Origin of the sequence: Enterobacter cloacae complex sp., from assembly GCF_900322725.1 — a bacterium.
GTDB classification, from domain to species: domain Bacteria; phylum Pseudomonadota; class Gammaproteobacteria; order Enterobacterales; family Enterobacteriaceae; genus Enterobacter; species Enterobacter quasihormaechei.
Genome location: NZ_LT991957.1, coordinates 2,247,082 through 2,260,920 on the forward strand (window position 1 = coordinate 2,247,082; position 13,839 = coordinate 2,260,920).

Genomic DNA, 13,839 nt, shown 5'->3' on the forward strand with positions numbered 1-13,839 from the left:
CTATCTCTTATGCCAGATACCGTTTTAAACGGAAGTAGCGGCGGCCCAGGCGCCAGCGCAAACGCGGGCTTTTGGCACTCTTCCAGATGAGCTTCCAGATGCCGGTATCGAAGAACTCTTTGATTATCATTGATTTCTTCGCCTCATCCTTCATGTTGTCGAAGGTATGAATAATTCCCAGCCCCTCTTTGGCGATTTGCCAGTGGCAGGCAGGGATATTTTTCACTTTATCCGGGTAACGCTGGTTAATGGCATCAAGCATCTTCAGGATCTTCATGTAATGACGCGCGGAGCGAATAAGCGTGTCGTCATTATCCGGGGTGTGCGATACCGAGGCGGAGTGTATGTAGTAGTCGTAAAAGCGTTCGCTGGTGTACTGAACGCGTTCCGCGGCAAGCAGCACCTCGGTAGTCCACGGGATATCCTGATGGCGCAGGCCAGGCTCGAAGCGGAAACCGTTCTGACGAATAAAATCGTGGCGATAGATATTCAGCCAGGTCACATGGAGGAACTTACGTGAATCCAGCGCCTTTTTTAGCCATGCCGCGCCATTCATGACGCCCGTTGAGGCGAGCTTATCTTCAGGGAAGATAGGGCGAGACGGTTTTTTGTTATTTTCCCAGACGTAGTTGCCATTGCAGGTGGCGACGTCCAGGTTCTGCGTGACGGCCATATCCAGCAGACGCTGGTACATGCCGGGTTTAAAGACGTCATCAATATCCGGGAAAGAGAGATATTGGCCGGTCGCTACGGCCAGGCCGGTATTACGCGCGATGGACACGCCCTGATTAGGTTGTTCAATAACCTGCATCTGTGGCAGCGTTTCACGCCATTTTTCGACAATCTGCATCGAGCGGTCAGTAGAGCCATCATTGACGATGATGACTTCCATACTGTCGATATGTTGATTGACAAGGCAGGTAAAGAACTGATCGAGAAAAGCTTCACCGTTATAAACGGCAACCACCACGCTTAACAAAGGCGCTGAATTTTGCATATGAAACCTGATTATTTTTGGTTGTCGACCAAAGCAATGTATTGCTGGCAAATGGCGTTGATACCGAACGATGCGATCGTTTCGCGATCAACAACCGGCGGAGAGGCATACAGTTCTGCCAGTGTTTTCGCCAGTGATTCGTCGGTTAACGCTGTCAGACCACGCGCCAGGGGGCCAGTAAGGATCTCAGCAGGGCCGCCAGGGCAGTTTGTACTCACCGGTGGGGTCTGACAGATAATGGACTCCACCAGTACATTACCAAAACCTTCGCAGTCGGAACTTAACACTAAAAGGCGAGCCCCTTTGATCCACGGATAGGGGTTGGTTTCGAACGGGCGGAAAATAATCTTATTTTCGATTCCAAGCTCAGCGGCTAACTGTTTGAGCTGGTCTATTTTGGCGTCAGAGCCTTTGCCCATTAACACCAGCGATGCGTCAATCTTGCTCAGCGCGAACGCGCGCAGAAGCCGGTCGTGTCGCTTGTGTTCATGAAAACGGCCAACGTGGATAATGTAATCCTGCCCCTGCATCTCAAAGGGCGCTTCTGCCAGACGCTGAATTTCAGGGATATCGAAGGGGTTATGGATAACCGCTTTGCGCCGCAGGGGGATAGCGAGTACTTCAGCGAGATCGTGTAGCACGGCGCCGGATACCGCCACAACATTGCGGTTTTCATAGGTATGGCGAATTTTATAATGCTTAAACCAGCGGGAAAGCCCGCTGCGATGGCGTAAATAGGAGAAAGAGAACATCCCGTGTACGCAGAACCAGACCTTATCCCGATCCAGCGCGCGGCTGTGCGCCACGATACGGTCGGTTTTATGCAGATGCGAGAAGACAACGTCAAATTTACCGCTGCGTTCTGCCTGCTCAATGGCGCGATCCAGCAAACGGGCGCGACGCGGGATCTCGGTCAGCTTCCGCCAGGGTTTTTTACAGGTATCCTGCACAACCTGAAAATCGATGCCTTCCGGAATGGCGTAGTCGCACACCTTCCGTAAGGAGAAAAGGGTAACCTGATGCCCCAGTTCTGTCAGTCCGCTGGAGAGGGTGAGAACCGTTTTTTCAGCTCCTCCACCGGGTAAACCATCAATAATCATTAGGATGCGCATTATTAATCCAGTAATTTTTGATAAAGCGAAATAAGCTGACTTGACAGTTTTTCAGGGGTTGCTTCTCTGACGCGTTCACGCGCCGCAAGCCCCATATTGTTATTTTTTGCCAGTGAAGGAATGGACACGACGGCCTCCTTCAATGTGCGGATATCAAGTGCATCACAGTAAAACCCGTTCTGGCCTTGCGCAATAAATTCTGATCCACCGCAACTCTCTGACGTAATGACGGGCAGTCCGCAGGCCATTGCTTCAAGTATGACGTTAGGAAAAGGATCATACAGCGTCGGCAGCAGTAAACCATCAGAAAGCTGATAAAATGGCAGCGTCTCTTTTTGCATCCCCAGGAAACGGATTTGCCCCTCACAGCCTAATGAACGGGCGAGGTCGCGATAGCGGCTTTCCGCTTTATCCTGACCGACCACAATCAGCCACGCCGATGTTCCTGCTATCGCCTGAATAGCGCTTGCCAGACCCTTGCGTTCAAACCCCGAACCCACGAAGCAGAAAATGACGGCATCAGCGGGTAAGCCAAATTGCTTACGCAGTACAGCACGCTGACGCTCTTCTGCCGGAACGAAGCGGCTGGAATCTATTGAATTATAAATCACATGTATCTTTTTTGCGTCAATATCAAAGTCTTCGACGATTTCGCGTTTGATCATCTCCGCATTACAGATAACGGCTTTCAGCTCGGGCGCCTGATACATTTCACGCTCTGCGTGCATTACGTAGCGGTGATAGCGATCGTGCATAAGCAGCTTTGCGCGCCAGGCGGGGAGAATACGCGACCGCTGTAGCAGCCAGCGTCGATGCACGCCATCTCCGGCGCGGTAAATATCACAGCCCGGAATGCGTTCGTGGCTCTGCACAATATCAAACTGCTGTTGCTGCCAAAGCGCGCGCGCGGCATGTGCGAAGCCGCGTTCACGGCTGATGCGGCCCCATTTCCGTGGATCGCAAATATGAATGTGCCAGTCGTCCTGCTTTTCGCCCTGCCACTCGCGAGTGATGACGTTGAGCTCAAGATTTTGATTACTCAGCGCGGTGAGTGCCCTGGAGACAAAACGTTCCGCTCCCCCATCCGGACGATATTTTTGGCGCACGATGGCCAGACGATGAAGCTTCATTGCAGGTATCTCCTTGCGGCGGAGACGACAGCATCAACGGGTATGGCGTCGAGATAACGTTCCGTCGTTTTTGTATCAATGGCGTCAGGGTTGGGAAGCGGGCCGTAGTTACCTGCCCAGATGACCTCGCCGTTAACCTGCCATGGCGACCAGAACGTCAATTTTGACGGGCCAAACAGCGCCACGCAGGGCGTCTGAAGGGCGGCGGCCATGTGCATGGGTACGGAGTCAACGCCGATGAACAGGTTCGCATGATCGATAAGCGCGGCCAGCTGGCGCAGGGTTAACTGTCCTGCCAGCGAAACAACACCCGTTTGCGGGGAGGCGGCAAGAATGCGGTCAATCATCGCCAGCTCTTTTTTATCCGGACCTGCGGTAAGAACGATGGTGTGGCCGTCCTGCTGCAACGCGGCGATAGTTTGCGCCATTTTGCCTTCGTCCCAGCACTTAAAGAACCAGCGTGAAGTGGGTTGAATAACGATGAAGCCTTCTCCCACGCCCTTTTGCATAAGCTTTTGCTGAGCATGGTGCCAGTCATCCGCACTGTAAGCCATGGTGACGGTAGGGTTGGACGCTACCGGCAGCGCTGACAGTATGGAGAGATTTTGTTCAACGGTATGCAGCGACTGATGGCTGGCCACAGAGACCAGTTCACTGTGACAAAAACGCCAAAATGCATTATTGCGCTTGTTAAAGGCAAACCCGAGCCGAACCGGTGCGCCGGTGAAGCGGGTGACAATCGCGCTGCGCCACTGATCGGCCAGATTAATCACCAGGTGATAATGTTGAGCGCGCAACGCACGAAGCAGCTGCCACTCTTTTTGCAGGTGCTTCAGCGTCCCCAGCTGCTTCCATTTACGATCGATACCGTAGATCGTACCGATTGCCGGATGCGCGGCGAGCATGTCTCGCGTCTCTTCATAGAGAAGCACGTCGATTTGGGCTTCAGGCCATTTTTGGCGTAATGAATTGATGACGGGGGTAGTGAGTAACATGTCACCATGATGGCGAAGTTTGATCAGTAAAATGCGCAAATCAGGCGTGTCAGGTAAGTTATTCATCATCATCTTATCGGCGTTGTACTATTGGCAATTCTAATAGACCTGGTAACGACTTGCACTCTTTCTCCATAATGTCGGGAATTTCCCCGGAAGGGTTTACTCCTGCTTTCGGGCGTGCGTAACATAGCGCTAACTATTTTGTCTTGCGGGCTCATTATGAAAAAACCAGCGTTTATCATCACGATCGATACCGAAGGGGATAATCTCTGGCAGAACCACCGGGTGATCAAAACGGAAAACGCTCGCTACCTGGCGCGGTTTCAGGCGCTTTGTGAACGTTTCGGCTTTAAGCCCGTCTGGCTGACCAACTACGAGATGGCGGTCGAACCGGTATTTATTGCGTTCGCTAAAGAGGTCATAGCCCGCGGCCAGGGTGAAGTGGGGATGCATCTCCATGCCTGGAACAGCCCTCCGGAGCACGATCTTACCGGTGATGACTGGCGCTGGCAGCCTTATCTGATTGAGTTTTCAGACGAGGTTATGCGTGAGAAAGTGGTATTTATGACCCGCTTACTGGAAGAGACCTTCCAGACAAAAATGCTCAGCCATCGCGCCGGGCGCTGGGCATTTGACAGCCGTTACGCCAGGCTGCTGATCGAGCTGGGTTATCAGGTAGATTGTTCCGTCACGCCGCGCGTGAACTGGCGAAATGCGAAAGGTGCCCCTCAGGGAAGTGGCGGAACGAATTACCAGCATTTTCCCGATCGCGCTTACTTTCTGGACGCAGACGATATTTCCCGTCCTGGAAACAGCCCGTTACTCGAAGTGCCGATGAGCATCCAGTATAAACACCCGGCATGGCTGAATTCCCTGAAGCAGAGGTATGATCGTCTTCGCGGTAAATACCGTTCTCCGTCAGTTAACTGGTTACGCCCGTCCGGCGGAAACGCGGCGGAGATGATTAAGGTTGCGCAGCAGTGTCTGTCTCAGGGGAATGACTACGTGGAGTTCATGCTTCATTCTTCAGAATTTATGCCTGGCGGCAGCCCGACGTTTAAAGATGAGGCGGCGATTGAAGGTTTATATCAGGATTTGGAGCAGCTCTTTACCTGGCTATCAGATAAAACGGTGGGAATGACGCTGGCTGAGTTTTACCAGTACAAAAAAGCATAATGCCCGCCAGGCGGGCATATTTGCTAGCCGTGGTTTTATTTTTTCCATAACGCCTCAATAACCCTTTTTTTGTAGCTAAAACGAACATCGGTGGACAGGAAAAAAGACAATGTATACATGGTCTTTACGCGTTGTTTCACGAGCTGCAATTGTTGGTCTGTAAGACAGGACCGATGGTTGCTGTAAATATCAAACCAGTGGCAATTGACGAGATGTTTGTAGCGTGACGGAAATGTTTTTTCCATCTGTAACGTGCATTCGACAAGTGTCGAAATTTTGCTGGCATCCAGTCTGCTCGATAAACTGTCGCGACGCTTGATGTAATAATAATGCCCCTGGCGCTGATAGAATATTTTACTCGACTGCATCAGCATGCCGGGGAATACGGCGAAATCCTCGTAACATATCATCGAAGGAATGAGGTTACTCTCGTACAGTTTACGATGAATAAACTGGCCGATGAGATGCGCCTGAAAATCTTTATGGCGTAGAAAACGAGCCACTGCTTCACTTTGCGACAGTGGCACCGGGTGAAATCCCTGCCAGTCTGACGTTATTTTCCGGGGATCGCGAATCTCAAGCAAACGCGTCAGCAGCATGTCCGGGCGCTGTGCTTTCAGGAAGGTGATTGCGTCTCTCAGGCTACCCGGCTTTAAGCAATCGTCACTGTCGAGCATCGTAATGTACTCTCCCGATGCCAGCGCGACGGCACTGTTTCGGACCTGGCCTACGTTACGAAAATTCACGGTCCGGGTTATGACTTGCGGAAATTTAGGCGACCACTCGTCAATTATTGCCTGCGTGGCATCCTCAGAACTGTCGTTAAAAATAATGATTTCTGTGTCTTGGTCGGTTGCTGCCAGCAGGCTCGAAAGCGTGGCGGGCAGCGTATCTTCAGCGTTATGCGCAGCAATGATGACGCTTAAAAAAGCCATAAAAATTAGTGTCCTTGAGCGTCGGTAGCGTGATCCAGTGAGCGGGCTTTCGGCAAGCGTCGAATAAACTGCTGGAGTTCGTCTAAAGCGGGTTCAGTCACCGCGAAAAGCTCTTCCCTCTCCTGAGGGAAATAATAACGTGTTTCAAAGACATAAGAGCAAATGTTGTCGTCATTACCAATCAGCATCACGTTGCCAAGCGGACGCTGTTCATAGTGGCAGCAAGGCCCAAACAGCAGAACCACCGGCACGCCGACAGCGTCTGCAATGTAGACATTGCCCGAATCAGACGCGATGTAGCAGTCCATTTTAGAAATGGCCCAGGGAAGCTCTTCGAGCGAAATTTTGCTAATCAGATTGATAAAATTCGGGATGTCACCGTAAAGGCGGGTGATATCGTCCATCCACGACTGTTCGTTTGGCGCGCCGAAGACATAAAACTCGCAGGGTAAATCGGCGAGACGATCCACAATCCGCTTCCAGATAGCAGGCGGCACCGTTTTGGCTTTATTACCCGCCGCAATGCTGATGCCGATGCGGATAACGTCTGGTTTATCAAGAATGGCCGGGTAAGTCGTCGGTTTGAAGAGCGGCTTTGTGGCGTGCTTGGGAGAGTCTTGCCAGGTAAGCGAGCGGTCGGCCAGTTTCAGGTAGTTCGTCACCGAAAGCGTTTTTTTGCCGTGCTCAACGGTACCGTCGGCCGCGAGATAGAAAATCCCGTGATACCACCTGCGTGTGTAAATGCTTAGAAATTGTTTGTTTTTTGCATTGCAGACGGCGGCAAAAAAGAGGTTTACGCTGTTGGGCTGTAGCAGGTAGACGTTGTCATAGCGGTTCATGATCCTGCAAGCGAAGCAGAGCTTGCGCCACAGGCTGCGCTTATGCTGCTCAATAAAATAGATCTGCTCGATAGTCTCATCATGCTTCGCCAGCGCGCCAACGCTGCGACTGACCAACACATCGCTTTTTTGCAGATGTGCCAGAAGAGGTGTCGCATTAATAAAGTCACCGATTTTGGCTGTCTGAATGACAAGGTTTTTGCCCGTGTCTTTCCGAAACAGCTTCCGGAGGAGCTTCACCGGAAAGAGTAAAATCAGCAGAAATACATAACTCATGGGTTAAATATCCCTGTTGGAAAGCCGATGGCTGCCCTGTAAAAATGAAAAAATAGCATCTGCGCTAATATCCTTCGTTTGTTGCGTAGGGCTGACCATCTGATGCTGGTTTTTACCGTAACCCCCGATCAACCCCGGATCGGTCGGGCCGAAAATCGTGATATTAGGACGATCCAGTGCGGCGGTTAAATGGCTTAACCCTGTATCCACAGAAACGACGGCGTTAGCGCCCGCCAGCTGTGCGGCAACTTGCGCCAGCGTGAGTTTGGGTAACACCTCGACGTGGGAAAAGCCTGCTGCCAGACGCTCCGCGCGCTGCCGCTCATGTTCAGCACCCCACGGGAGTTTAATATGGATACCGCAAGGTTGCATTAGTTCAATCAGTCTTCGCCAGTGCGTTTCCGGCCAGTGCTTGTCGTCGCGCGTTGTGGCATGCAGGAAGACCAGATACGGCTCGCTATCCTTCTCCGTTTCGCGGAGAAAATGCTGTGCGATGGCGTAGTCACCCTGGACGTCGGGTTTTGCATAGCCGAGACTCTTTGCGAACAGCTCACGGGTGCGTTCTACGGCGTGCTGCTGCTTTGCGATGTGGTGGCGGCGGTTATAGAACAGACTCGCCAGCGGTTCGCGGGCGGTGTGCCAGTCCATGCCGTGCTTTATGCCGTGCGCCAGACGCGTGACCAGCGCCGCGCTTTTCACCAGCCCCTGCGCGTCTATGATGGCGTCGTAACGCTGCGCCTGTACCGCTTCGCGAAAGGCTTTACGCTCGGCTTTAATCGGTGCGGAGAACCACGCTTTGCGCCAGCGGCGAATGGCCACCGGGATCACGCGGTCAACGGCTTCATGCCAGGTGGGGATTTGCGCGAAGCCTTCTTCCACCACCCAGTCAAAACGGATACCGGGGATGGCCCGCATCGCGTCCGTCAACGACGGCAGCGTATGCAGAACATCACCCATTGAGGAGGTTTTAACGATCAATACCCGCATCCGTTATCCTTCTTCGCTCAACAGCAGTTCGTTGAGTTCTTCGAGAACGCGCTGCGGCGTAATGTCGATCAGGCTCTGATGGTAACCTTCTGCCGCATCGCCTTTGCGGACTTTGTGATAGCCGGTAATGAGACGAATAACGCGCGCCTTGTGCGACAGCGGCGGCGTGAAGTCCGGGCTGCTCGGGCCATACAGCGCGACCAGTGGGCGATCCAGCGCGGCGGCGACGTGCATCAGGCCAGAGTCATTGCTGACCACGGCCTTACAGGCGGCAATCAGGATAACCGCCTGCTCAAGCTGCGTTTCTCCGGCCAGGTTGCGGCACCAGGCCTGTTGCTCGGTGCTGAGCGTGGCGAGGATTTCATTGCCCGCCTCGTGATCTTTCGCCGAGCCAAACAGCACAATCTGATAGCCCTCGTCGATCAGCTGTTTCGCCAGTTCGGCGTAGTGGTAGTGCGGCCAGCGTTTTGCCGGACCGAACTCCGCGCCGGGACAAAAGCCAATCATCGGGCGTTCAGAGGAAATGCCAAACGCATTGCAGGTGTGGGATTTCTCCCCGTCGTTAACCTGAAGCTGCGGCCACAGTAGCGGCTGCGGCAGATCTTTCGCGCTGCGCATGACGCCTTTGTCGTAGGCCAGCGCCACGTAGCGCTCCACCATCAGCGGCCAGGCTTCTTTATCCAGCACCCGGGCATCGTTCAGCAGGCCGTAGCGCATTTCGCCGCGCCAGCCGGTACGGTGCGGGATGCCCGCAAAGAAGGGCACAAGGGCGGATTTGAAGGAGTTAGGCAGCACGTACGCGCGATCGTAGCGCTTCTCGCGCAGGCTATGGCCGAGCTTGCGGCGTTCGCCGATTTCCAGCGACCCGTGGCCGAGCGGCATCGGGATCGCCTCGTTCACTTCCGGCATACGCGACAACAGCGGACGGCACCAGGCGGGTGCCATCACGTCGATTATCGCCTGGGGATAACGCGCCTTGAGCGTGCGATAGAGACTTTGCGACATCATCATGTCGCCCACCCATGACGGGCCGATCACCAGAATCTTCATGCTTATGCGTCGCGGTTCAGCCAGGCCATATATTCCGTTACGCCTTCGGCAACGGTCTTGAACGGCTTGTCGTAGCCTGCGGCGCGCAGGTTGGTCAGGTCCGCCTGGGTGAACGCCTGGTAGCGGCCTTTCAGCTTATCCGGGAACGGAATGTACTCGATGCTGCCTTTCTTATGGTACGCCAGCGTGGTGTCAGCCACCGCCTGGAAGGATTCCGCGCGGCCCGTGCCCAGGTTGAAAATGCCGGAGACGCCGTTTTCCAGGAACCACAGGTTTACGGCTGCAACGTCGCCCACGTAGACGAAGTCACGCTTGAAGCCGTCGCTGCCTTCGAACAGTTTTGGACTTTCGCCGTTATTCAGCTGCGTGTTCAGGTGGAACGCCACGCTCGCCATGCTGCCCTTGTGCCCTTCGCGTGGCCCGTAAACGTTGAAGTAGCGGAAGCCGACAATCTGCGAGTTCGCTTCCGGCAGGATCTGACGCACGTACTCGTCAAACAGGAACTTGGAGTAGCCGTAGACGTTCAGCGGCTGCTCGTATTCGCGGGATTCGATGAAGTCCGAGGTGCGCCCGCCGTAGGTTGCTGCTGAGGAGGCATACAGGAACGGAATTTCACGCTCCAGGCAGTAGTGCAGGATCTCTTTAGAGTACTGATAGTTGTTATCCATCATGTACTTGCCGTCCCACTCGGTGGTGGAAGAGCACGCACCCTCGTGGAAGATGGCTTCGATCTCGCCGAACTCTTCACCCGCCATAATCTGGATAAGGAAGTCTTCTTTATCCATGTAGTCAGCGATGTTCAGATCCACCAGGTTAACGAACTTGGTGCCGTCTTTCAGGTTGTCCACCACCAGAATGTCGGTGATGCCCTTATCATTGAGGGCCTTAATAATGTTGCTGCCGATAAAGCCCGCGCCGCCGGTAACGATGATCATAACTGTAACCTTTGAAGTGTTGAGCCCGGGGACAATCCCGGACGCTAATAGTCATATCATATCATCACAATGCCCGGTCTTCAGCCATTCACCGATATGCAGCAGGGGTACACGTGATTTATGCTGCAAAAACGAGAAGAGATACGGCGTCATCTCGTCATGAACTATAGGTTTGGGTAATATGTGCCAAAATTTGCCGAGTCTGGAGAATTGCAATGCGTGGTGATTTTTACAAACAGTTAAACAGCGACCTCGACACCGCACGTGCGGAAGGGTTGTTCAAAGAAGAGCGTATTATCACGTCTGCCCAGCAGGCGGACATCACCGTTGCCGACGGCAGCCATGTGATCAACTTTTGCGCGAACAACTACTTAGGTCTTGCGAATCACCCTGAGCTGATTGCCGCCGCGAAAAACGGCATGGACACCCACGGCTTCGGCATGGCCTCCGTGCGCTTCATCTGCGGCACCCAGGACAGCCACAAGCAGCTTGAACAAAAGCTGGCGAACTTCCTCGGAATGGAAGACGCGATTCTGTACTCCTCCTGCTTCGACGCTAACGGCGGTCTGTTTGAAACCCTGCTCGGCGCAGAAGATGCGATTATCTCCGACGCCCTGAACCACGCCTCTATCATCGACGGTGTTCGCCTGTGTAAAGCGAAGCGTTTCCGCTACGCCAACAACGACATGGTTGAGCTGGAAGCCCGCCTGAAAGAGGCCCGTGAAGCGGGGGCCCGCCACGTGCTGATCGCGACCGACGGCGTATTCTCCATGGACGGCGTGATCGCCAACCTGAAGGGCGTGTGCGACCTGGCGGATAAATACGACGCGCTGGTGATGGTCGATGACTCCCACGCGGTCGGTTTTGTCGGCGAAAATGGCCGCGGCTCCCACGAATACTGTGACGTGATGGGCCGCGTGGACATCATCACCGGGACGCTGGGCAAAGCGCTCGGCGGCGCGTCCGGCGGTTATACCGCTGCGCGTAAAGAGGTGGTTGAGTGGCTGCGCCAGCGCTCCCGCCCGTACCTGTTCTCCAACTCCCTGGCGCCGGCGATTGTGGCCGCCTCCATCAAAGTGCTGGAGATGGTGGAGTCCGGCGCCGAGCTGCGCGACCGCCTGTGGGCAAACGCCCGTCTGTTCCGCGAAAAAATGAGCGCCGCAGGGTTCACCCTGGCCGGCGCTGACCACGCGATCATTCCGGTGATGCTGGGCGACGCAGTTGTGGCGCAGCAGTTTGCCCGCGAGCTTCAGAAAGAAGGGATTTACGTGACCGGGTTCTTCTTCCCGGTGGTACCAAAAGGTCAGGCGCGTATCCGCACCCAGATGTCTGCGGCGCATTCGCCTGAACAAATTGAGCGTGCGGTGGAAGCCTTTACCCGCATCGGCAAACAGCTGGGCGTAATTGCCTGAGGACGTGTGATGAAAGCGTTATCCAAACTGAAAGCGGAAGAAGGGATTTGGATGACTGACGTGCCGGAGCCGGAAGTCGGTCATAACGATCTGCTGATCAAAATTCGTAAAACCGCCATCTGCGGTACTGACGTTCACATCTACAACTGGGATCAGTGGTCGCAAAAAACCATTCCTGTCCCAATGGTTGTCGGTCACGAATATGTCGGTGAAGTGGTCGGCATCGGCCAGGAAGTAAAAGGCTTTAGCATTGGCGATCGCGTCTCGGGTGAAGGCCATATTACCTGCGGTCACTGCCGCAACTGCCGCGGCGGTCGCACCCACCTGTGCCGTAACACCGTCGGCGTGGGCGTGAACCGTCCGGGCTGCTTCGCGGAATATCTGATGATCCCGGCGTTTAACGCCTTCAAAATCCCGGACAATATCTCTGACGATCTGGCCTCCATTTTCGACCCGTTCGGCAACGCGGTACACACCGCGCTCTCCTTCGACCTGGTCGGTGAAGACGTGCTGGTCTCCGGCGCCGGCCCAATCGGCATTATGGCGGCAGCCGTGGCGAAGCACGTGGGCGCGCGCAACGTGGTGATCACCGACGTGAACGAATACCGCCTGTCGCTGGCGCGCAAAATGGGCGTCACCCGCGCGGTGGATGTCTCGAAAGAGAGCCTGACCGACGTGATGGAAGAGCTGGGTATGACCGAAGGGTTTGACGTCGGTCTGGAGATGTCCGGCGCGCCGCCGGCGTTCCGCACCATGCTGGACACCATGAACCACGGTGGCCGTATCGCGATGCTGGGCATTCCGCCGTCAGATATGTCCATCGACTGGAACAAAGTCATCTTCAAGGGGCTGTTCATCAAGGGAATCTATGGCCGCGAGATGTTCGAAACCTGGTACAAGATGGCGGCGCTGATCCAGTCCGGCCTGGATCTGTCCCCGATTATCACTCACCGTTTCTCCATCGATGAGTTCCAGCAGGGCTTTGACGCGATGCGTTCCGGCCAGTCAGGGAAAGTGATCCTGAGCTGGGATAAGTAAACAAAAAGGGGCCTCAGGCCCCTTTTTTACTGATTCTTTTTCTCTTCATCCGTCAGGTAGCGCACCTTGCGGGTGTAGTCCTGCCCTTTGAACAGCAGTTTGTTATCCGGCGATTCAAGATACTTCTGCCATTCGGAAAGCGGGAAACCCCCGTGCGCGCCAATCACCTCTTTCGGCACAACGGCTTCCTGTCCGCCGATCTTCTTGGAGACCGGCCAGTTCATCCAGTCGCCCAGGTTAACCGTTTTTACATCCAGCATGTCCAGCAGCGCGGCGAGCGGTAGCTGATCGGTCGGCGGCTGCGTGTCGTCCATCAGCTCCCAGGTATCCTGGAACAGCGTCAGCCACAGCGGGCAGATGCGGCGCCAGGTTTTTTTGGTTGCAGCAAGAAACGCGCCGTTAACGTGATCGACCAGATACGGGCGCACCGTTTCTTTATAATAGGCCGGCACTTTTTCCGCGGGTGCGCCGTCCAGCTTGGCAATCATTTTGCCCTGACGGAAGCTGGAGTAGATGTGCATATCGGCCATGTTGATCTGGGGCATCTTCAGCAGGTTGAGATCGGAGTCGATCATCAGCACCCCTTCACCGCGCGCCTGAAGCGGAGCGTTAAGCTTCACCAGACGGCTGAGGTAGATCTGCTTATAGCGGTATCCCTCTTCACGTTTTGGCAGCGTGAGGGTCACAACGCGGGTTTTTGGCGGCAGCTCGCCGAAAGCGGATTCAGGCTGATCGCTGACGATAACAATCTCGCTGACGTCGGTGGCGTAACGCGCTGCAAAGGTCGCTGACAATAACGCCTCTTCGACGAAATCCGCGCCCGTACAGGGGATCACAATGGAATCAACCGCAACGAGATCGCGCGTGGCCGGAAGGGAAGCGTAAGGAATGTTATGACGCCCGGTAATGTGGCGGTAGCGAGCATTCAGAAATTTAAACATGTTCTTCTCGTTT

Annotated in this window: 13 protein-coding genes; 3 read left to right on the plus strand and 10 right to left on the minus strand. The window is 54.5% G+C overall.

All coding sequences use genetic code 11. The features are described from left to right. Positions 1-7 precede the first annotated feature (7 nt). Genes DBR02_RS11245 through rfaQ form a run of 4 tightly spaced genes read right to left on the minus strand, consistent with a single transcriptional unit; the run spans position 8 to position 4,306 of the window. Positions 8-997 (minus strand): glycosyltransferase, encoded by a 990-nt coding sequence (locus DBR02_RS11245; protein WP_063452138.1) that lies wholly within the window; start codon positions 995-997, stop codon positions 8-10. An 11-nt stretch (positions 998-1,008) separates the two neighbouring features. Then, the gene (locus tag DBR02_RS11250) at positions 1,009-2,109 is read right to left on the minus strand and encodes a glycosyltransferase (protein WP_064910019.1); all 1,101 of its coding nucleotides are present in this window, start codon (positions 2,107-2,109) and stop codon (positions 1,009-1,011) included. A gap of 2 nt (positions 2,110-2,111) precedes the next feature. After that, positions 2,112-3,239 (minus strand): glycosyltransferase family 4 protein, encoded by a 1,128-nt coding sequence (locus tag DBR02_RS11255; protein ID WP_107534404.1) that lies wholly within the window; start codon positions 3,237-3,239, stop codon positions 2,112-2,114. Next, positions 3,236-4,306 (minus strand): putative lipopolysaccharide heptosyltransferase III, encoded by a 1,071-nt coding sequence (rfaQ, locus tag DBR02_RS11260; protein WP_107534405.1) that lies wholly within the window; start codon positions 4,304-4,306, stop codon positions 3,236-3,238. The genes DBR02_RS11255 and rfaQ overlap by 4 nt, the downstream gene beginning before the upstream one ends. Positions 4,307-4,456: 150 nt before the next feature. Here rfaQ and DBR02_RS11265 point away from each other — a divergent pair, with 150 nt between their 5' ends. Further along, positions 4,457-5,413 carry a polysaccharide deacetylase family protein gene (locus tag DBR02_RS11265; protein ID WP_107534406.1) on the plus strand — a complete coding sequence of 319 codons (957 nt, stop codon included), beginning with the start codon at positions 4,457-4,459 and terminating at the stop codon, positions 5,411-5,413. Positions 5,414-5,448: 35 nt separating this feature from the next. On the opposite strand, the gene DBR02_RS11270 is transcribed toward DBR02_RS11265, so the two are convergent. From DBR02_RS11270 to rfaD, 5 genes are read right to left on the minus strand one after another with little or no spacing between them, the layout of a single operon-like run. Beyond that, entirely contained in the window at positions 5,449-6,348 is a 900-nt protein-coding gene (locus tag DBR02_RS11270; protein ID WP_107534407.1) for a glycosyltransferase family 2 protein, read from the minus strand. A gap of 5 nt (positions 6,349-6,353) precedes the next feature. Next, the gene (locus DBR02_RS11275; RefSeq protein ID WP_107534408.1) at positions 6,354-7,463 is read right to left on the minus strand and encodes a glycosyltransferase family 9 protein; all 1,110 of its coding nucleotides are present in this window, start codon (positions 7,461-7,463) and stop codon (positions 6,354-6,356) included. A 3-nt stretch (positions 7,464-7,466) separates the two neighbouring features. Then, positions 7,467-8,450: a lipopolysaccharide heptosyltransferase RfaC gene (rfaC, locus tag DBR02_RS11280; protein ID WP_107534409.1), complete on the minus strand. Its 984-nt coding sequence runs from the start codon at positions 8,448-8,450 to the stop codon at positions 7,467-7,469. Positions 8,451-8,453: 3 nt separating this feature from the next. Further along, entirely contained in the window at positions 8,454-9,500 is a 1,047-nt protein-coding gene (rfaF, locus tag DBR02_RS11285; protein WP_107534410.1) for an ADP-heptose--LPS heptosyltransferase RfaF, read from the minus strand. A 2-nt stretch (positions 9,501-9,502) separates the two neighbouring features. Continuing rightward, a complete protein-coding gene (rfaD, locus tag DBR02_RS11290; RefSeq protein WP_107534411.1) occupies positions 9,503-10,435 on the minus strand; it encodes an ADP-glyceromanno-heptose 6-epimerase in 933 nt (310 codons plus the stop codon). A gap of 215 nt (positions 10,436-10,650) precedes the next feature. Between rfaD and kbl the strand changes: the two genes are divergently transcribed. Both kbl and tdh read left to right on the plus strand, forming a co-directional pair. Continuing rightward, positions 10,651-11,847 carry a glycine C-acetyltransferase gene (gene kbl / locus DBR02_RS11295; RefSeq protein ID WP_045260056.1) on the plus strand — a complete coding sequence of 399 codons (1,197 nt, stop codon included), beginning with the start codon at positions 10,651-10,653 and terminating at the stop codon, positions 11,845-11,847. Positions 11,848-11,856: 9 nt separating this feature from the next. Then, complete coding sequence (tdh, locus tag DBR02_RS11300) at positions 11,857-12,885, plus strand: L-threonine 3-dehydrogenase (protein ID WP_107534412.1); 1,029 nt, start codon at positions 11,857-11,859, stop codon at positions 12,883-12,885. Between the two features lie 26 nt (positions 12,886-12,911). Here the strand turns inward: tdh and DBR02_RS11305 are convergent, their stop codons facing one another. Continuing rightward, positions 12,912-13,826 (minus strand): hypothetical protein, encoded by a 915-nt coding sequence (locus DBR02_RS11305; RefSeq protein ID WP_107534413.1) that lies wholly within the window; start codon positions 13,824-13,826, stop codon positions 12,912-12,914. Between the last annotated feature and the right edge of the window lie 13 nt (positions 13,827-13,839).

Excerpts from the sequence above, each read along its gene's own strand:
- DBR02_RS11245 (WP_063452138.1), bottom strand. The coding sequence starts at position 997 with ATGCAAAATTCAGCGCCTTTGTTAAGCGTGGTGGTTGCCGTTTATAAC.
- DBR02_RS11250 (WP_064910019.1), bottom strand. The coding sequence starts at position 2,109 with ATGCGCATCCTAATGATTATTGATGGTTTACCCGGTGGAGGAGCTGAA.
- DBR02_RS11255 (WP_107534404.1), bottom strand. The coding sequence starts at position 3,239 with ATGAAGCTTCATCGTCTGGCCATCGTGCGCCAAAAATATCGTCCGGAT.
- rfaQ (WP_107534405.1), bottom strand. The coding sequence starts at position 4,306 with ATGATGATGAATAACTTACCTGACACGCCTGATTTGCGCATTTTACTG.
- DBR02_RS11265 (WP_107534406.1), top strand. The coding sequence starts at position 4,457 with ATGAAAAAACCAGCGTTTATCATCACGATCGATACCGAAGGGGATAAT.
- DBR02_RS11270 (WP_107534407.1), bottom strand. The coding sequence starts at position 6,348 with ATGGCTTTTTTAAGCGTCATCATTGCTGCGCATAACGCTGAAGATACG.
- DBR02_RS11275 (WP_107534408.1), bottom strand. The coding sequence starts at position 7,463 with ATGAGTTATGTATTTCTGCTGATTTTACTCTTTCCGGTGAAGCTCCTC.
- rfaC (WP_107534409.1), bottom strand. The coding sequence starts at position 8,450 with ATGCGGGTATTGATCGTTAAAACCTCCTCAATGGGTGATGTTCTGCAT.
- rfaF (WP_107534410.1), bottom strand. The coding sequence starts at position 9,500 with ATGAAGATTCTGGTGATCGGCCCGTCATGGGTGGGCGACATGATGATG.
- rfaD (WP_107534411.1), bottom strand. The coding sequence starts at position 10,435 with ATGATCATCGTTACCGGCGGCGCGGGCTTTATCGGCAGCAACATTATT.
- kbl (WP_045260056.1), top strand. The coding sequence starts at position 10,651 with ATGCGTGGTGATTTTTACAAACAGTTAAACAGCGACCTCGACACCGCA.
- tdh (WP_107534412.1), top strand. The coding sequence starts at position 11,857 with ATGAAAGCGTTATCCAAACTGAAAGCGGAAGAAGGGATTTGGATGACT.
- DBR02_RS11305 (WP_107534413.1), bottom strand. The coding sequence starts at position 13,826 with ATGTTTAAATTTCTGAATGCTCGCTACCGCCACATTACCGGGCGTCAT.